Origin of the sequence: Micromonospora sp. NBC_01739, assembly GCF_035920385.1 — a bacterium.
Lineage (GTDB): Bacteria > Actinomycetota > Actinomycetes > Mycobacteriales > Micromonosporaceae > Micromonospora.
The window spans coordinates 4,160,473-4,178,280 of record NZ_CP109151.1 but is presented as its reverse complement, the minus strand read 5'-3'; the positions used below and the strand labels follow the sequence as shown (position 1 = coordinate 4,178,280).

Genomic DNA, 17,808 nt, shown 5'->3' with positions numbered 1-17,808 from the left:
CGGCCTACTCCGGCTTCCAGGACCCGAGGGCCTTGGCCGGATCGCGGTACTCCAGGACCCCGTTGGTGTCGGCGACGTCGAAGACGACCTGGCCCTTGCGGGTGCTGCCGGCCGGCAGGTCGTTGCCGTCGTCCTTGAAATGGCCGCTGCACCCGTAGATGGAGCCGATCAGGCCGTTGTCGGTGGTGTTGCCGTCGGCGGCCGTCCAGTGGAAGTCGGCCGAGTCGATCGCGCCGGTGCCCTTGGTGACCCTCGCGGTCACCTCGGCGATCAGCAGCTTCCCCTTCTCCGGCGCGGGGGCTGAGGGATGACAGTTGCTGACGAGATGGAACTTCGTCACGGTTATCTCGACCGTGCCCTGGTCGTCGGTGAGGACCAGGGTGTCGCCGGGTCGCATGTTGAAGGTCGGGCCCTCGGTGGCCGGCGTGCCGGGCTGCTGCGGGGCGGAGGCGCTCGGTGGATCCTGCAGCACTTCATTGGTCTCGTCGATGAGCTGCCACCACGCGAGGAGCACTGCGGTGATTCCGCCGATGCAGCCGAGCACCGCGATGACCACCAGCGTGGAGACCGCGGCCAGGCTCTTGCGGCCGCCGGGACGGACCGGGGCCGTCGGATGGCCGGAACCTCCCGGGGGGTAGGCACCACCGAGCGGGGTCGGCCCGGCGGGGGAGCCGAACCCCGGCGGATAGGGGCCGTGGGACGGCCCGGGCGGTGAGGTCGGCCGATCCGGCGGGTACGGCTGAGGGTACGGCGTGCCCGAGGTGGGCTGGGGTGTGCCGTAGACCGGTGCCGGCGGGTGGGCGGGGGAGAGGGTGTCGCCGGGCGGTTCCGGGGTGGCCCACAGGTAGTCCGAGTGGTCCGGGGAGTAGCCCGCCCAGGTGCCGTCCTGCGGTTCCCCGGGCGGATGCAGCGGAGCCCAGGGGTCGCTGGGAGGTCGCTCCTGGGGGTCCTGCGGTCCGTCTGAGGGCTGGGGGTGACTCACCGTACTCCTAGGACACCAGAAGCGGGACGGGAACCGTTCGACGCTACCGCGCATCGACGACACCGATCGGTCGATGTCCTGCTCCGATCGGTCGACATCGACCGGTGGCCTAGAGCGGTGGCAGGGTAGCGGCGGTACGGACCAGATTCGCCTCCACTGTGAACCGGCCGATGATCACCGAAGGGGGTTGGGGGACCGTGGCGGCGTCGATCTTGGCTGGCGTGATCCGGGCGGTGAAGGTCTCGGTGGCGGGGTCCAACACCACCAGGGCGTCGTGAAAGCCGAGCCAGTCACCGACGATCGGATGCCAGATCTTGTAGACGGTCTCCTTGGCGCTGAACACCACCGCCGGCCAGAAGACCCCGGAGGGCAACCGGGCCAGAAGGTCCTGCTCCTCGGGCAGGCAGATCAGCCGACCGACCTCCGGGCCCAGGTCGCGGTGCTGCTCGGCGTCCATGCCGACCGCCCGGATCTCGGTGTCCCGCCCCACCGCTGCGGCGCAGTAGCCCTGGGTGTGGGTGATGGTGCCGACCGTGCCCGCTGGCCAGACCGGCGACCGGTCGGCGGCGGCAGGTACGGCGACCGCCGGGAGACCCAGCATGGTCATCGCCCGGCGGGCGCAGACCCGTCCGGCGGTGAAGTCGCGGCGTCTGCTGTCCACCGCCCGTTCCCCCAGACAGGCGGCCTCGGCGTCGTACAGCTCGCCGGTCCAGTCGGCCGGTTCGGCCACCGCCACCGCGACCGTCGGCGGCAGCAGATCACGCATCGTCGGCTCCCTGTCGTCGTGACCTCGGCGCGATCCCGATAACATCGTCAGGCATCGATCTAGCGGTGAAGGGTGGGGGTGGGGTGTGGCGGGTCGTGGCGGCCATGGCTGGTGAACGTACCGCAAGGATGTAACACCGCCACCTCCCTGTGCGCTGTTGTTTGTGCGCGAGACCATGACTTCGGTCGATGAACCACGGCGGAAGTCGACCTGGTTGTCCAAGCGAGGCGGAGAGGAGCGCGATGACGGGTGGTGCGGATCGCTCGGAGGTCGGGAGGGTTCAGGCGAGCACGATCGCGGTAGCGACGACGCTAGGTGATCATGCGCCGGTAGTGCCCGGCTGGACCTGCGGCACCTGTGGCGCGGACTGGCCGTGTGAGCAGAAGCGTGCTCGGCTGCTGTCCGAGTACGCGGCGGATCCCGCCATGCTCAGCGTCTACCTGGCCGCCTGCCTGGCTGCTGCCACCGAGGATCTGCACCGGTGTGGGTCGACCTCCCTGCAGGGCCGCTTCCTCGGTTGGTTGCCCCGCCGACCCAGGAGGTTCTGAGTCCGTCGCCCCTGCGGTGGCCCCCTGAACGAGCGACCCCTCGACTGCGATCAGTCATACGACAGTGACCGCGCGGGTTGGTGACGCGGCCGGCTGAGGCCGGTCGGAAATCTGACCCGTGCCGCCCCGTTGTGCCGCTGGTCATGGGTGGTTAAGCTTCTGGTGCGCGCCCCAATCGCCCGCTTCCCCCGTGGCAGGCGATCGGGGCGCGTCCTTTTGCTCGAAAGAATCCGAAAGGCCCGCACCCGAAGGTGCGGGCCTTTCGTCGATCAGGGTCCACCTGCCGGCAGTCCGTGTGGTCCCGGGCCGGCCCGGGACCACACGGACGCGCTCAGATCCAGCGATTGCCCAACCACATCCGGGCCGACCACTCCGTGTACGGGATGTTCTGGCCCACGAAGATCGGATAGAAGTACGCGAAACAGATCACGACCAGGGCCACGTACGCCCCGGCGATCACCGCCCCGATCATCCGGCGATCTCGACTCGCCTCCTCGTGCGCGCCATCGACCGGCAGGGTTCCGCTCAGCCCGGCCGGAGAGGCGATCGCCCCCAGCACGTAGACCACCGCCAGCACGAGGAACGGCACGGCCGGTGCGGCGTAGAAGAAGAACATCGTCCGGCCGTCCAGGGCGAACCAGAACCAGGGCAGCAGCCCACCGGCCACCGGGAGCAGGATCGCGGCGGCCCGCCAGTCCCGCCGGGCCAGGCCCAGCCAGATCAGTGCCGCCAGCGCCGGCAGGAACGACCACCACAGCAGCGGGGTGCCGAGCAACAGGATCTCCTCGGCACATCCCGCCGCCCCGCAACCGCCCTGCGGCTGCACCCAGTGGAAGGCCACCGGCCGACCCAGCAGCAGCCACTGCCACGGCCACGACTGGTACTTGTGCGGGTCGTCCAGCTGGCTGTGGAAGCCCAGGGCGGCCTGGTGGTACTGCACCAGGTTCCACAGCGGGCCGATGATCGGAGTGTCGCTGAGCCCGGCCTGCGGATACCGCTCCGCGAGCCGGTAGTAGCCCTCGTTGCTGAGCAGCCAGCCCGACCAGGTGGCCACGTAGGTGACCGCCATCAGCACCCCGGCGAGCACCATCCAGGGGAACCCGTCGAGCAGGGTGGCCCGCCAGGGCCGGGGCACCCCGGCCGACCGGCGGGCGCCGACATCCCAGAGCAGCATCAGCAGGGCGAACACCGGCACGAAGAACAGGGCGCTCCACTTCACCGCGAAGGCGCAGCCGAGCAGCACCCCGGTGGCCAGCCGCCACCAGGGCCAGTTGCGCCAGCCGCCCGGCGGGCGACCGGCCCGTCCCAGGGCGGTCGGATCGAGCCCGGCCTCCAGGGCCCGGGCCCAGCGGCGCCGGGTGGCGTCCCGGTCGAGCACCAGGGCGCCGAAGGCGGCGAGCACGAAGAAGAGCAGGAAGATGTCGAGCAGGGCGGTACGCGACAGCACCAGGTGGTACCCGTCGACCGCCAGCAGCAGACCGGCGGCGCAGCCGAGCACCGTGGAGCCGAACAGTCGGCGGCCGATGCGGATCAGCAGCAGCACGGACAGGGTGCCGATGAGAGCGGCCGAGAAGCGCCAGCCGAACTCGGGGGAGGTGGTGAAGATCTGACCGGGCACGGAGATGCCGTGCTCGACATCGGAGTAGCCGAAGGCCCACTCGCCCAGGCCGATCAACCACTTGCCGAGGGGCGGGTGGACCACGTACGACGGTCCGCCGTCCTTGTAGTTCCACTCGACGCCCTTGTCCACCAGCGCCCAGGCGTCCCGGGCGTAGTAGATCTCGTCGAAGATCTTGCCTGGCGGGTGGCCGAGGTTGGTGAACCTGAGGATCGCCGCGATCGCCACCACCACCGCCGTGGCCAGCCACGATCGGCCGTCCAGCTGCGCCTCGACGGTGGCCAGCCGGCGACGGACCATCGCCGGTATGCCCCCCTCGGCCCGGTCTGTCACCCCGGCGGTGGAGGGCCCGGCCTCCGGCTGCGGCTGGTCGGCGCTCGCGCTGTGTGCTGTCGACGCACTCGTCACCCGGCGATCGTAGGCTGCCAACGGGGTCAATGGCGTACATCGTCCCCGATTCCGGTACGACCATCGATGAAGGAGTGCGGATCCGTGGGTGAAATGTCCGAACTTGGCCGCCTGGTTCTGCTCGGTGCGCCGCTCGGCAACCCCGCCGACGCCTCCGCCCGGCTGCGCGAGGTGCTCGGCACGGCCGACGTGGTGGCCGCCGAGGACACCCGTCGGCTGGTCCGGCTGGCCCGCGATCTGGAGGTGTCCATCCCCGGGCGGATCGTCTCCTACTTCGAGGGCAACGAGGAGCGTCGTACCCCCGAACTGGTCGAGGAGTTGACCGCCGGCAGCTTCGTCGCCCTGGTCACCGACGGCGGCATGCCGAGCGTCTCCGATCCGGGCTACCGACTGGTCCGGGCCGCCCTGGACGCCGGGGTCCCGGTCACCGCCGCACCCGGTCCCAGCGCGGTCACCACCGCCCTGGCGCTGTCCGGGCTGCCCAGTGACCGGTTCTGCTTCGAGGGGTTCCTGCCCCGCAGTCCGGGCGCCCGCCGATCGCGGTTGCGGGCGCTGGCCACCGAGGAGCGGACCCTGGTCATCTTCGAGGCGCCGCACCGGGTCACCGCCGCCCTGGCCGACCTGGCCGAGACCTTCGGTGCCGACCGACCCGCCGCCCTGTGCCGGGAACTGACCAAGACGTACGAGGAGGTGCTGCGTCGCCCGTTGGGTGAGTTGGCCCGCTGGGCCGCCGACGGCGAACCACGCGGCGAGATCACCCTGGTGGTGGGCGGCGCCCCGGCGGCGGCCGCCAGCCGCCCGGACGACGACACCCTGCGCGCCGAGGTGGCCGAACGGGAGGCCGCCGGCATGACCCGCCGTGATGCGATCACCGAGGTGGCGACCACCTTCGGCCTGCGTCGGCGCGATATCTACACCCTGGTACACCAGGCGTAAGGGCCCCTCGCGGGCCTCACCAGGCGGCGAGGAGGAAGCCGAGGGTGATCACCAGCGGGCCGCCGAAGCTGGTGGCGACCGCCCAGCGCCGGGCCGCCGGGTCGGGCAGTCGGGTGGCGCCGGTCCACCGGGCGATGCCGGCGGCGCAGCCGAGCACCCCCAGCAGGCCCAGCACCCAGCGCAGGTGCGCCCCGGCGCCCTGGTCGGCGTACGCGATGTCGGCCTTTGGGCCGGTGACCCGGGCGGGCAGGATCGTGCCGGCGGTGGCCAGCCGCTCGGGCACCCCGCTGACCCGGACCCCGTAGCTGCGGAACCGATCGTCCTCGGCGGTGAAATTGCCCCGGCAGCGCTGGGACAGCCCGCCGCCGGTGCAGTCGGTCACCACCACACTGCCCGTCCTGCCGTGCCCGACCGTCAGCCAGAACGGGCCGGCGCTGACCCAGGCGAAGAAGGCCGCAGTCAAGGTCAACCCGACCAGCGCGGTCAACCCGGGCAGGGGGTCCGGCGGATGACTCGACCGCCTGCGACGACGCCGTACCGGCCAGGAGGGACGCCACCAGGGGTGGACCGATCCGTGCGCCTCCGGTCGCACCGGAGTGCCGTCCCAGTGCACCTGCTCGATCGGGGCCCAGAAGGTGTCCTCCGCCGCGCCGGTCCCGGCCCGGTGCCCACCGCGCCCGGCGGAGCGCAGCGGAACCCGCCGGGGCAGCGCCTCCACCGGCGCTCCGGTGGTGGGCTCCACCTCCACCCCGGCGACCCCCGCAGGTGGTGGGCTCTCGGACCGCCCCGGCGGCACCGCCCGGGGCTGGGGTGCCACCGGGTGGGTACGCGGGCCCGGATCGGGCCGGGGGTTCGGGGGAGGACTTTCGTCGTGGTCACGGGTGGCTCTGCTGCCGGTCACGCGGTTCATTTGACACCCGCAGTTTCGCCACAGACGGCAGCTCAGGCAGCGTGTCGATGACAAATCGGACACGGGATCGGGGTGGCGCGGCCCCCAGCACCCCCTATTGCTTCGCGGGCTCCGGTGCCGGGTCACTAGGCTTGCTCGGCATGAGTCACGTTCTCGCGGCAGTGGCCTGGCCGTACGCCAACGGCCCCCGCCATATCGGCCACGTCTCCGGTTTCGGCGTTCCCTCCGACGTCTTCGCCCGGTACATGCGGATGGCCGGACACGACGTGCTCATGGTCTCCGGCACGGACGAGCACGGCACCCCGATCCAGGTGCAGGCCGACGCCGAGGGGCTGACCCCGCGGGAGCTGGCCGACCGGTACAACCGGGTGATCGTGGAGGACCTGCACGGCCTCGGCCTCTCCTACGACCTGTTCACCCGCACCACCACCGGCAACCACTACGCCGTGGTGCAGGAGTTGTTCGAGGGGATGTACCGCAACGGCTACATCGTCCCGAAGACCACCATGGGGGCGATCTCCCCCTCCACCGGCCGCACCCTGCCCGACCGGTACATCGAGGGCACCTGCCCGATCTGCGGGTACGACAGCGCCCGCGGCGACCAGTGCGACAACTGCGGCAACCAGCTAGACCCGATCGACCTGATCAACCCCAAGTCGAAGATCAACAGGGAGACCCCCAAGTTCGTCGAGACCGAGCACTTCTTCCTCGACCTGCCCGCCCTGGCCGAGGTGCTCCGCCAGTGGCTGGACACCCGCGAGGGCTGGCGCCCGAACGTGCTGCGGTTCTCCCGCAACCTGCTGGACGACCTCCAGCCCCGGGCCATCACCCGCGACCTGGAATGGGGGGTGCCGATCCCGCTGGACGGCTGGCGGGAGCGCACCGACAAGCGGATCTACGTCTGGTTCGACGCGGTGATCGGCTACCTCTCCGCCTCCATCGAGTGGGCTCGCCGCACCGGCGACCCGGAAGCCTGGCGCAGGTGGTGGTCCACCGACGGGGCCGGTAAGGACGCCCAGGCGTACTACTTCATGGGCAAGGACAACATCGTTTTCCACTCGGTCATCTGGCCGGCCCTGCTGGCCGGCTACTCCGGTGAGGGCAGCCGGGACGGCGAACCGGGGCAGCTGGGGCGGCTCAACCTGCCCACCGAGGTGGTCTCCAGCGAGTTCCTGACCATGGAGGGGCGCAAGTTCTCCTCCTCCCGTCGGGTGGTCATCTACGTCCGGGACTTCCTGGAGCGCTACGACGCCGACGCGCTGCGCTACTTCATCGCGGTGGCCGGCCCGGAGAGCAACGACACCGACTTCACCTGGGCCGAGTTCCTCCGCCGCAACAACGACGAACTCGTCGCCGGCTGGGGCAACCTGGTCAACCGGTCGATCTCCATGGCGGCGAAGAACTTCGGCCAGATCCCGGCGGTCGACCCGAACGGCCTCACCGAGGCCGACGAGGCGCTGCTGGCGGTGGCCCGCGCCGGGTTCACCACCGTGGGTGACCTGATCGCCCGGCACCGGCAGAAGCAGGCCATCGGTGAGGCGATGAAGGTGGTCGCCGAGGCCAACCGCTACCTCTCCGAGCAGGCCCCCTGGAAGCTCAAGGACGAGGCCGACAAGCCCCGGATGGGCACCATCCTGCATGTCGCCCTCCAGGTGGTCAGCGACGCCAACACGCTGCTCACCCCGTTCCTGCCGCACTCCGCGCAGAAGGTCCACGAGCTGCTCGGCGGCACCGGGGTGCACGCCCCGATGCCGGTCATCGAGCAGGTCGAGGACCTCGACGGCGGGCCCGCGTACCCGGTGTTGACCGGGGACTACACCCAGGGCGCGCGCTGGGAGTCCGTACCCCTCGAGGTGGGTCGGCCCCTCGCGGCGCCCAAGCCGGTCTTCCGCAAGCTGGACCCCTCCATCGTGGACGAGGAACTGGCCCGGCTCGGCGGCTGAGATCGCGTGACGGGCGCGACCCCCGCACCGGGGCCGCGCCCGTCTTCCGGGCCGGTCAGGCCCGGGCCCGCACGGGCGATCCGATGAACTCCATGATCGCCTGGAGTACCTGGTCGGCGTTGGTCCACGGGGTGCCGTGCGGAGCGCCCTTGAGGGTGACCAGCCGGCTGTCCGACAGCATCGGCTGCAACCGCTGACCGGTCTTGGGGTACGGCAACACCCGGTCCTGGTCGCCCTGGACGATCAGCACGGGCACGTCGATGCGGGACACGTCGCTGCGGAAATCCGTGCCCCAGGAGTCCACGCAGTCGTGGGTGCCGATCGCCGAGGCCCGGGCACCGATGTCCCAGTGCGCCCGGTACGCCTCATCGCTGACCAGGGTGCCCCGATTCTCGGCGTAGTTGAAGAAGTCGTTGCAGAACTGGGTCAGATAGGCGAACCGGTCGTCGATGATCGCCTGCTTGAACTCCTCCAGCAGGCTGGGGTCGACCCCCTCCGGATTGTCCGGGGCCTTCGTCAGGTACGGCGCCAGGGGCGCCAGCAGAATCGCCCGATCCACCCGCTCCGAGCCGTACGCGCCCAGGTAGCGCGTCACCTCCCCGGTGCCCATCGAGTGGCCGACGAGGATCGCGTTACGCAGGTCCAACTCCGTCATCAGGATGTCGAAGTCGGCCGTGAAGGTGTCGTAGTCGTACCCGAACGAGGGCTGGGCCGAGTTGCCGAAACCGCGCCGATCGTAGGTGATCACCCGATATCCGGCCGAGAGCAGCGGCCCGGAGATCTTCTCCCAGGTCGATCCGCTGAAAGGGAAACCGTGGATCAGCACGATCGGCTGACCGGACCCATGATCCTCGTAGTACAGATCGATCGGTGCGGAGTTTTCCGTACCGACGGTGATGAAGGGCATCTCCACTCCTACGGTCGCCATGACGCGGTCGCTCGCGCATTCCCCTCCCGCCGACCGATATGCGTGGCCCCGGTCCCGCAGAAGCGAAACCGGGGCCACCGGTTGAACCTCAACCGACCCGATCGGCCGTCAGTACTGCACGTAGACCTGGTAGTTCGCGGTGTCCGTCCAGGTGTCCTCGCCGGTGCGTCCTCGTACCGACATCTGATAAGTCCCCGGCTCAGCGGGCGTCCAGCCCACGGTCGCCGAGCCGTCGACCGCCGGCACCGTCACCGGCGGCTCGGCACCGATCCGATACTCGAACTCCACGATGCCGGTGGTGCCGCCGCTGAAGGTGAACTGCCCGCCGATGCCGACCCCACCGCTCCACTGCCCGGCGGGGTACTCCGGCGAGGCCACCAGGGGCGCCGTCCCCACCAGGAAGGTGTACTCCGTGGGCGGGGTGAGATGACCGTCCCGCAACCGCTGCCGTACCTGGAGGGTGTTGCTGCCGTTGCGGTCCGGGGTGATGGTCAGCGGGGTGGAGGTGCCTTCCGGGTCGGCGGCCACGGTCTGCTCCGGCCCGTCGTTGAGCCGGTAGACGTACTCGGCCACGTCCGGGAACAACTCTGAATGAAACGACATCCAGCCTGGCACCCCGATGCCGCCCTGCGGACCCCACTCGTTGTAGAACCCGTACACCGAGACCCGGTCGTTCTTGACGCTGAAGGCGTACGTCCGGGTCTCGGAGGTGATGCCGCCCGCATGCTCACCGGTGACCTCAAGGGTCTGGTAGCCCGGATATCCCGGGGTGTACGTGAGGGTGGCGGAACCGTCGGCCGAAGCCTCGACCGTCTGCTCCTCCCCGCCCTCGAACCGGTAGGTGTACCGCTGCACGCCGGGCAGGCCGGGCCGCAGGGTGAAGGTGGCCTCCCGACCCACCCGGCCCTCGGAGCTGATCTCGTCGTACTGCGGTGACCGGACCACCGGCCCGGACCAGACCGTGAAGGGCCACTGGGCCGCCGGCGACAGCTCGCCGGAGGAGTACCGGGCCCGCACGGTCACCTCATGCTCCCCGGCCCACTGCGGCGTCCAGGTCACCCACGCCCTGCCGAACTCCGCCGGGACGGTCAGCTCCGTCTCGTCGTCGAAGCGGTAGACGAACTCGGTGACCTCCGCCATCCGGCTGTGGAACGAGAACCGTATCGGCACCCCGGCACCGTCCTGGCGCGGCCAGACCTCCAGGTCGTTGGAATGGACCGTCGGGCGAGGGTCGGTCACGCTGAACTCGTACCGCTCGACCTCGGAGAGAGCACCGTCGGCCCGCTCCGACCGCACCCGCAGGGCGTGCCCGCCCCCCTGGGACGGCGTCCAGGTCAGGGTCGCCACCCCGGTCGGCCCCGCGTCGATCCGGATCTCCTCGTCGTTGCCGAAGGCGTAGCGGTACGCCACTACCTCGGTGGTACGCGGTCGGAAGGTGAAGCTGCCCTCCCGGCCGACCACCCCGGGACGGTCCGGGAAGGCGAAGTCCGCCGACTCCACGACCGGGGCGTCGGAGACGTGCACCGTCTCGCTGCGAACCCCGGAGAGGGTGTCGCCGACGTACGCCGAGACGACCAACTGGTACGTGGCGCGCTCCGGGAAGGTCAGCTCGACACTGGCCGTCGCGTCGGTCGCGGGCACCCGGACCTCGGTGCCGTCATCGATGCGGTAACCGAAGCTGGTCACCTCGGCCACCGGGGAGCGCATGGTCACCGTGCTGGGCAACCCCACGCCCCCGACCTGCACCTCGAACCGGGGCGCGGTGTCCCGGACGATGAACTCGTACCGCCGCACCGGCGAGGTGTTGCCGACCGCGTCGAGGGCCCACACCTCGAAGGAGTGTGAACCGCTGCGACGGGGCGCCCAGGTGTAGTTGGCCGCCGTACCGGGGGCCACGTCGATCCACTCGTTGATCCCGGCACTGGTGTCGTAGACCCGGTAACGGGTCACGTCCTCCTCGCCCTGCGAGTCGAGCACGAAGGTCCCGGAGATGCCCGGCCCGCCGTGCCCCGGGAACCCCCGCCCCTCGGGATACTCGGCCGAGGTCACGGTCGGTGCCTGCGCCGGTGCCACCCCGTCCACCCGTACGTAGCAGGGCGTGGACCACTCGGACTGGTCGTAGCCGTCCTCGGCTCGGGCCGCCCAGGCGACGAGGGTGTCGTGCGGGTAGCCGCTGGTGTCCCACTCGGTGCGGAAGATGCCGCCGGCGTACCCGAGGCCACCGCGCTCCACCCGCTGCTCGGGTGCGGCCACCGGCCAGGCGGCGAAGGTGGCACGGGCCCGATCGTTCTGGTCGGGGTCGGTCACCTGCGCCCGGAACTCCGTCGACCGCCGGTTGACCGGTACGGGTGCGTCGGCGGTGCCACAGGCGCCGCTCGGGTGGTGGCCCACCTCACCGACCGTGGGCACGCCGTTGTCCCGCAGGGAGATCCCGGGCAGGGCGGCCAGCCAACGACCGAGCCGCTTGTCCCGCTCGCTCGACGCGGCGATGCGCAGGCCGAGGGTCAGGGTCTGGTCACCTCGCTGCAGCGCGGCGCGCAGGGTCTCGGTCAGATCATGGGTCAGGTAGCCACCGGGGCAGCTCTGGTCGGCCGACCGGGACAGGGTGGTCAGCAACTCCAGCTCTTTCGGCGGCTTCTTCCAGGAGGTCGTCGAGGTGACCGGGGCGGTCCGCCAGAGCTGCACCGGTGCGGAACGGGTGCAGTCCGTGACCAGCTTCTCCCGCGCCGCGAAGGAGGCCTCGTGTGCCACCCGCCCCCGCAGCGCGGTCAGGTCGAAGGTGAAGTAGGAGCGGGAGGTGTGGGTGTTCTCCTCCTCGTCCAGCCAACGGCCGACCGGGATGTCGCTCCGCTGGTCGACGAAGGAGGTGTGGGGTGCGGTGGAATCGGTCCAGGCCCAGGTGGTGGGGACCAGGCTTCTCAGCCCGTACGCCGATGCCGGGCTGGAGACGACCAGCACGACGCCTGTGGTGCCGACGGCCAGTGCCGTCAGGGCACCGAGCAGTCTTCTATGGATCATGTGTACCTCCGGGATGCATCGGCGATGGCGCCGAAGCGCTGACGATATCCATGAGGTCCGACATCTTCCGGGCGGTGCGCGGGCGCAGCGGCCGGATGTGTGATGCTGTCGCTGATGACCGAGTCCCGCAGCCAGCGCGCGGCCCGCCGCGCCGGTGAGTTCCCGCCCGCACCCGAGCCGTTGCCCCGGCCGGTGCTCGACAGCCACACCCACCTGGACATCACCGTCAGCGAGGTCGGGGTGCCAGGCGCCGCTGACGCCGCCGACCCGGTCGCCGCCGCGATCGAGGTCGCCGCCGCGGTGGGGGTCGACCGGTTGGTCCAGGTCGGCGTCGATGTCGACTCCTCCCGGTGGGGCGCCGAGGTGGCCGACCGGCATCCCGCCGTACTGGCCACGGTGGCGCTGCACCCCAACGAGGCACCCCGGCTGGCCGACCTCGACGCCGCGTTGCGGGAGATCGAGGCGCTGGCCGCCCGGGACCGGGTACGCGGCATCGGCGAGACCGGGATGGACCACTACCGCACCGGCGACGAGGGCCGGGCCGCCCAGGAGGAGAGCTTCCGGGCCCACATCGCCATCGCCAAGCGGTACGGCAAGACCCTGGTCATCCACGACCGGGAGGCCCACGACGAGGTGCTGCGCATCCTCGACGACGAGGGTGCCCCGGACACCGTGGTGATGCACTGCTTCTCCGGCGACGCCCAGTTCGCCGCCGAATGTGTCCGCCGGGGATTCCTGCTCAGCTTCGCCGGGACGGTCACCTTCGCCAGCGCCGCCCCGCTGCGTGAAGCCGCCGCGCTGACCCCGCTGGACCAGATCCTGGTCGAGACGGATGCGCCGTACCTCACCCCGACGCCGTACCGGGGACGACCGAACGCCTCGTACCTCATCCCGCTGACCGTGCGGGCCCTGGCCGCCACCACCGGTGCCGACCTGGACGACCTGTGCGCCGCGATCTCCGCCACCGGCGAGCGTGCCTTCGGCCCCTGGCACTGATCGTCCTCCACGAGGCGGTAATAGCGGGCCCTTCGCTACCCGTAGGCTGTCGGGCTATGGCCGCAGACCTGCTCGGACCGGCACAGATCCGGGACCTCGCCGCCCGGCTCGGTGTCGCCCCCACCAAGCGGTTCGGGCAGAACTTCGTGCACGACCCGAACACCGTGCGCCGGATCGTCGCCGCCGCCGGGCTAGCCGCCGAGGACGTGGCGTTGGAGGTCGGGCCGGGGCTCGGCTCGCTGACCCTGGGCCTGCTGCCCGCCACCGCCCACGTACACGCCGTGGAGATCGATCCGACCCTGGCGGCGGCGCTGCCGGAGACCGCCGCCCGGCACGCCGGCCCGTACGCCGCCCGGCTCACCGTGCACCACGCCGACGCGCTGCGGATCACCGGCACCGAACTGACCGACCCGGCCCCGACGGCCCTGGTGGCCAACCTGCCCTACAACGTGGCCGTGCCGGTGGTGCTGCACCTGCTCGCCGTGCTGCCCAGCCTCCGGCACGGACTGGTCATGGTGCAGAAGGAGGTCGCCGACCGGCTCGTCGCCGGTCCCGGCTCGAAGGTGTACGGCATCCCGTCGGTCAAACTCGCCTGGTACGCCCACGCCCGCGCCGCCGGGAAGGTGCCACCTAACGTGTTCTGGCCGGTACCCAATGTCGACTCCGGTCTGGTCGCCTTCACCCGCCGCGAACCACCCCGCACCGACGTACCCCGGGAGCGGGTCTTCGCCGTGGTGGACGCCGCGTTCGCCCAGCGTCGCAAGACCCTGCGGGCCGCCCTGTCCGGCTGGGCCGGGGGTGCCGACCGGGCCGCCGCGGCGCTCACCGCCGCCGGAGTGGACCCCGGCGCCCGGGGGGAATCCCTCACGGTCGAACAGTTCGCCGCGGTGGCCGCGTCGGCCCGGAGCGGTACCTCCTGAGCCCAGTAGGCTGACGCCGACGCGGGACCGGCCGCCTGACAACCGCCGAGGAGCTGATCGTGGAGAAGTCGTTCGTGCCGTCGTACGGGCGGGGTGGCACCCGGTGACCGAGGCCTGGCGACCGGAGGACGACGAGCGGCGCGGGGCCAGCGGGCCGGTGAAGGTACGGGTGCCCGCCAAGGTCAACCTGCACCTGGGGGTGGGCCCGCTGCGCCGGGACGGCTACCACGAACTGAACACCGTCTACCACGCGATCTCGATCTACGACGAGCTGACCGCCCGACGGGGTGACACCCTGACCCTGACCATGGAGGGGGAGGGCACCGGTGAACTCGCCCTGGACGACTCCAACCTGGTCATCCGGGCCGCCCACGCCCTGGCCGGGTACGCCGGGGTGATGCCCCACGCCCGACTGCACCTGCGCAAGCAGATCCCCCTGGCCGGCGGCCTGGCCGGGGGCAGCGCGGACGCCGCCGCCACCCTGGTCGCCTGCGACGCCCTCTGGGGCACCGGCCTGTCCCGCGAGGAACTGGCCGGCATCGCCGCCGACCTCGGCTCGGACGTGCCCTTCCTGATCCACGGCGGCACCGCCCTCGGCACCGGCCGGGGCGAGGCGATCAGCCCCGTCCTGGCCCGCCCCACCTCCTGGCACTGGGTGGTCGCCATCGCCGACGGCGGCCTGTCCACCCCCCAGGCGTACCGCGAACTCGACCGGCTGCGCGAGGCCGGGGCGGCCGGACCGGCCCTGGGCAGCACGGACGCCCTGCTGGCCGCCCTGCGCCAGCGCGACCCCCGGGTGCTCGCCGGCGCCCTCGGCAACGACCTCCAGGACGCCGCGCTGTCCATGCGCCCCTCCCTGGCGGCCACCCTGAAGGCCGGGGAGGCGGCCGGGGCCCTGGCCGGCATCGTCTCCGGCTCCGGCCCCACCTGCGTCTTCCTGGCCCTCGACGCCGCCGACGCGCAACGGATCGCCGCCGAGCTGACCGCCGCCGAGGTGTGCCGGCAGGCCCGCACCGCCCACGGCCCGGTCCACGGCGCCCGCATCACCTGACCTGCTTTCCGGCCACCTGCCAGATCACGCTCGATCCGGGATCGAGTGGCCTCGTAGCGAGTCGAGACCACTCGATCCCAGAACGAGCGCGATCATCGGTACCGGCCGTGGGCGGTGGCGGTGGCGCTCCGCGTACCCTGAGAGTCAGGCGTCCCCAGGTGCCCGCCGGCACCGGGACGCCTTGATCATGAGAGGTGGGTTCGTGGCCAACATCGTCAACCTGGACCGGGTGTCCAAGGGCTACGGCGCTGCCGGGCCGTTGCTCACCAACGTCTCCCTCGGCCTCGACGACGCCGACCGGATCGGCGTGGTCGGGCTCAACGGTGCCGGCAAGTCGACCCTGCTGCGGCTGCTCACCCGCGCCGAGGAACCGGACGACGGCCGGGTCACCCACCGCCGTGACCTGCGGGTCGCCTGGCTGCCCCAGAACCTCACCCTCAGCCCCGAGGCCACCGTCCGTGACGTCGTGCTCGGCACCGAATGGCTCGCCGAGAGCATGGGCGCCGAGCACGAATGGGCCGGTGACGCCGGCGTACGCGCCATCCTCGACGGGCTCGGCATGCCCTACCTGGGTCTGGACACGCCGGTAGGACCGATGTCCGGTGGCGAACGCCGCCGGGTAGCCCTGGCCGCCCTGCTGGTCCGCGAGGCCGACCTGCTCATCCTCGACGAGCCCACCAACCACCTCGACGTCGGCGGCGTCGACTGGCTGGCCCGGCACCTGCTCGGCCGCAAGGGCGCCCTCGTCGTGGTCACCCACGACCGCTGGTTCCTCGACGCGGTCTGCACCACCACCTGGGAGGTGGCCGACCAGACCGTCCGCGCCTACGAGGGCGGCTACGCGGCCTGGACCCTGGCCCGCGTCGAACGCGAACGGGTGGCCGCCGCCACCGAGGCCCGCCGGCAGAACCTGCTCCGCAAGGAGATCGCCTGGCTGCGCCGAGGCGCACCCGCCCGAACCTCCAAACCGAAGTTCCGCATCGACGCGGCCAACGCCCTCATCGCCGACGTGCCACCCCCGCGCGACACCACCTCCCTGCAACGCCTGGCCACCGCCCGGCTCGGCAAGCAGGTGTACGACCTGGAGCACGTCCGGCTGCACGCCGGCCCCAAGACCATCCTCGAGGACGCCACCTGGCAGGTCGGCCCCGGCGACCGGGTAGCCATCCTCGGCGCCAACGGTGCCGGCAAGACCACCCTGCTGCGGATGCTGGCCGGCATCACCCGCCCCGACGGCGGCCGGCTGGTCACCGGCTCCACGGTGCGACCCGCCTTCCTCTCCCAGGAACTGCGGGAACTCCCCAGCGAACTGCGCGTCCTGGAAGCCGTCGAGGAGGTCGCCCGCCGGGTACGCCTGGGTGACCGGGAGATCTCCGCCGCCCAACTCGCCGAGGTCTTCGGCTTCGACGACCGGCGGCTCTGGACCCCGGTCGGCGACCTGTCCGGAGGCGAACGCCGCCGGTTGCAGATGCTGCGCCTGCTAGCCGGGGAACCCAACGTGCTGCTGCTGGACGAGCCCACGAACGACCTCGACACGGACACCCTCGCCGCCCTGGAGGACCTGCTCGACTCCTGGCCCGGCACCATCGTGGTGGCCAGCCACGACCGGTACCTCATCGAGCGGGTGGCCGACACGGCGTACGGCATGTTCGGCGACGGGCGGCTGGTGCACCTGCCCGGCGGGGTGGAGGAGTACCTCAGCCGCGCCGCAGACCGGGACCGCCCCGGGACCGCCCCGACCCCCGCGCCGACCCCCGCTTCCACCGCCACCAGCGCGATGAGCGCCGCCGAGGCGCGACAGGCCCGCAAGGAACTGACCCGACTGGAACGGCAGGTCGGCAAGCTGGAGCAGAAGGAAGCCACCCTGCTGGACCAGTTGGCCACCCACGCCACCGACTACGCCAAGGTCGCCGAACTGGACGCCCAACTGCACCAGGTACGCGCGGAACGGGAAGAGATCGAGCTGGCCTGGCTCGCCCTGGCCGAGGAGATCCCGGCCGGCTGAGCCACCCGCCGACCCCGCCCGGGGACCGGACGACCGGCGGCGTCGCCGCCTGCCGGGGACCCCGTGTGCGGCGTCACACCACAGGGTGCGGGAGAATCGCCCGAAGACCCTGACCCAACGGCCTTGGAGACACAGAAATGGCCCACACCCCCGTCAACCACCCCGCGCGGCCGATCTACCGGGCGATCGGCGGGCTGATCGGTCTGTACCTGGTGATCTTCGGTGTGCTCGGCTTCTTCGCCAGCGCAGGCGACCCGTTCTTCGGGCAGGGCGACACCCGGGTGCTCGGGCAGGGGACCAACCTCGGCCTCTCGCTGCTGAGCCTCATCTTCGGCGCCGCCGTGCTGGCCGGTACGGCGATCGGCCGCAACCTGGACGTGCTGATCAACCAGTGGAGCGCGTACCTGATCATGGTGGTCAGCCTGGGTGGGCTGGCCTTCATCCGCACCGAGGCCAACATCTTCAACTTCAGCGTGGCCACGGTCGTCGTGCTGATGCTGCTCAGCCTGACCCTGCTGATGGTCGGCATGTACAGCAAGGTGGGTACGGACGAGGAGCACGAGGCTTGGCAGAAGGCTCGGCTCGTGCTCTGAGTCTGGTTCCTGGTTTGGGTTCGGCTTGGGCCTGACCGTCTTGCGGTGGGGTTTCGCTGGGGTTTGACCTGCCTGCGGTGGGGTTTCGCCGGAGCCCGACCCGCTCCGGGCGGTCAGGCTTGATCCCTGCGCGGGTCGGGCTCCGGCGAAACCCGTCGTGGTTGCGGGTCGTCGTTGCCGCGCGGG

The 17,808-nt window shown here is 71.4% G+C and carries 14 protein-coding genes and 1 pseudogene; 9 read left to right on the top strand and 6 right to left on the bottom strand.

Translation table 11 applies throughout. The annotated features are described in order from the left end of the window. Positions 1-4 precede the first annotated feature (4 nt). Both OIE53_RS18760 and OIE53_RS18755 read right to left on the bottom strand, forming a co-directional pair. Positions 5-982, bottom strand: a complete 978-nt coding sequence (locus tag OIE53_RS18760) for a hypothetical protein (RefSeq protein ID WP_327022837.1) — start codon at positions 980-982, stop codon at positions 5-7. Positions 983-1,091: 109 nt separating this feature from the next. Further along, the gene (locus OIE53_RS18755) at positions 1,092-1,748 is read right to left on the bottom strand and encodes a 4'-phosphopantetheinyl transferase family protein (RefSeq protein ID WP_327022836.1); all 657 of its coding nucleotides are present in this window, start codon (positions 1,746-1,748) and stop codon (positions 1,092-1,094) included. Between the two features lie 242 nt (positions 1,749-1,990). Between OIE53_RS18755 and OIE53_RS18750 the strand changes: the two genes are divergently transcribed. After that, on the top strand, positions 1,991-2,296 hold the full coding sequence (locus tag OIE53_RS18750; RefSeq protein WP_327022835.1) for a hypothetical protein: 306 nt from the start codon (positions 1,991-1,993) through the stop codon (positions 2,294-2,296). Between the two features lie 331 nt (positions 2,297-2,627). On the opposite strand, the gene OIE53_RS18745 is transcribed toward OIE53_RS18750, so the two are convergent. After that, positions 2,628-4,322: a dolichyl-phosphate-mannose--protein mannosyltransferase gene (locus OIE53_RS18745; protein ID WP_393340694.1), complete on the bottom strand. Its 1,695-nt coding sequence runs from the start codon at positions 4,320-4,322 to the stop codon at positions 2,628-2,630. 66 nt (positions 4,323-4,388) lie between these two features. On the opposite strand from OIE53_RS18745, the gene rsmI reads away from it, so the two are divergent. After that, positions 4,389-5,258, top strand: coding sequence for a 16S rRNA (cytidine(1402)-2'-O)-methyltransferase (gene rsmI / locus OIE53_RS18740; protein WP_393340691.1), 870 nt, complete (start codon positions 4,389-4,391; stop codon positions 5,256-5,258). 16 nt (positions 5,259-5,274) lie between these two features. Here rsmI and OIE53_RS18735 read toward each other — a convergent pair whose 3' ends face one another. After that, the gene (locus OIE53_RS18735) at positions 5,275-6,168 is read right to left on the bottom strand and encodes a hypothetical protein (protein ID WP_327022833.1); all 894 of its coding nucleotides are present in this window, start codon (positions 6,166-6,168) and stop codon (positions 5,275-5,277) included. A gap of 140 nt (positions 6,169-6,308) precedes the next feature. Here OIE53_RS18735 and metG point away from each other — a divergent pair, with 140 nt between their 5' ends. Continuing rightward, entirely contained in the window at positions 6,309-8,111 is a 1,803-nt protein-coding gene (metG, locus tag OIE53_RS18730; RefSeq protein WP_327022832.1) for a methionine--tRNA ligase, read from the top strand. Positions 8,112-8,166: 55 nt separating this feature from the next. Here the strand turns inward: metG and OIE53_RS18725 are convergent, their stop codons facing one another. After that, positions 8,167-9,018, bottom strand: coding sequence for an alpha/beta fold hydrolase (locus OIE53_RS18725; protein WP_327027276.1), 852 nt, complete (start codon positions 9,016-9,018; stop codon positions 8,167-8,169). Positions 9,019-9,147: 129 nt separating this feature from the next. After that, on the bottom strand, positions 9,148-12,057 hold the full coding sequence (locus OIE53_RS18720) for a hypothetical protein (protein WP_327022831.1): 2,910 nt from the start codon (positions 12,055-12,057) through the stop codon (positions 9,148-9,150). 102 nt (positions 12,058-12,159) lie between these two features. Here OIE53_RS18720 and OIE53_RS18715 point away from each other — a divergent pair, with 102 nt between their 5' ends. The 6 genes and pseudogenes from OIE53_RS18715 to OIE53_RS28505 all read left to right on the top strand — a co-directional run. Next, entirely contained in the window at positions 12,160-13,053 is an 894-nt protein-coding gene (locus OIE53_RS18715; protein ID WP_327022830.1) for a TatD family hydrolase, read from the top strand. Positions 13,054-13,109: 56 nt separating this feature from the next. Beyond that, positions 13,110-13,973, top strand: a complete 864-nt coding sequence (gene rsmA, locus OIE53_RS18710; RefSeq protein ID WP_327022829.1) for a 16S rRNA (adenine(1518)-N(6)/adenine(1519)-N(6))-dimethyltransferase RsmA — start codon at positions 13,110-13,112, stop codon at positions 13,971-13,973. Positions 13,974-14,076: 103 nt separating this feature from the next. Continuing rightward, positions 14,077-15,024 (top strand): 4-(cytidine 5'-diphospho)-2-C-methyl-D-erythritol kinase, encoded by a 948-nt coding sequence (locus OIE53_RS18705; protein ID WP_327022828.1) that lies wholly within the window; start codon positions 14,077-14,079, stop codon positions 15,022-15,024. 202 nt (positions 15,025-15,226) lie between these two features. Further along, a complete protein-coding gene (locus OIE53_RS18700) occupies positions 15,227-17,029 on the top strand; it encodes an ABC-F family ATP-binding cassette domain-containing protein (protein ID WP_327022827.1) in 1,803 nt (600 codons plus the stop codon). A gap of 137 nt (positions 17,030-17,166) precedes the next feature. After that, entirely contained in the window at positions 17,167-17,622 is a 456-nt protein-coding gene (locus OIE53_RS18695) for a DUF4383 domain-containing protein (protein WP_327022826.1), read from the top strand. Beyond that, positions 17,618-17,689, top strand: a pseudogene (locus OIE53_RS28505) (hypothetical protein); the annotation flags it as partial. The gene OIE53_RS18695 and the pseudogene OIE53_RS28505, both read left to right, overlap by 5 nt. Positions 17,690-17,808 lie beyond the last annotated feature (119 nt).

Coding starts and splice junctions, on each gene's coding strand:
- OIE53_RS18755 (WP_327022836.1), bottom strand. CDS start 1,748: ATGCGTGATCTGCTGCCGCCGACGGTCGCGGTGGCGGTGGCCGAACCG.
- OIE53_RS18725 (WP_327027276.1), bottom strand. CDS start 9,018: ATGCCCTTCATCACCGTCGGTACGGAAAACTCCGCACCGATCGATCTG.
- rsmA (WP_327022829.1), top strand. CDS start 13,110: ATGGCCGCAGACCTGCTCGGACCGGCACAGATCCGGGACCTCGCCGCC.
- OIE53_RS18750 (WP_327022835.1), top strand. CDS start 1,991: ATGACGGGTGGTGCGGATCGCTCGGAGGTCGGGAGGGTTCAGGCGAGC.
- rsmI (WP_393340691.1), top strand. CDS start 4,389: ATGAAGGAGTGCGGATCCGTGGGTGAAATGTCCGAACTTGGCCGCCTG.
- metG (WP_327022832.1), top strand. CDS start 6,309: ATGAGTCACGTTCTCGCGGCAGTGGCCTGGCCGTACGCCAACGGCCCC.
- OIE53_RS18720 (WP_327022831.1), bottom strand. CDS start 12,057: ATGATCCATAGAAGACTGCTCGGTGCCCTGACGGCACTGGCCGTCGGC.
- OIE53_RS18695 (WP_327022826.1), top strand. CDS start 17,167: ATGGCCCACACCCCCGTCAACCACCCCGCGCGGCCGATCTACCGGGCG.
- OIE53_RS18715 (WP_327022830.1), top strand. CDS start 12,160: ATGCTGTCGCTGATGACCGAGTCCCGCAGCCAGCGCGCGGCCCGCCGC.
- OIE53_RS18735 (WP_327022833.1), bottom strand. CDS start 6,168: ATGAACCGCGTGACCGGCAGCAGAGCCACCCGTGACCACGACGAAAGT.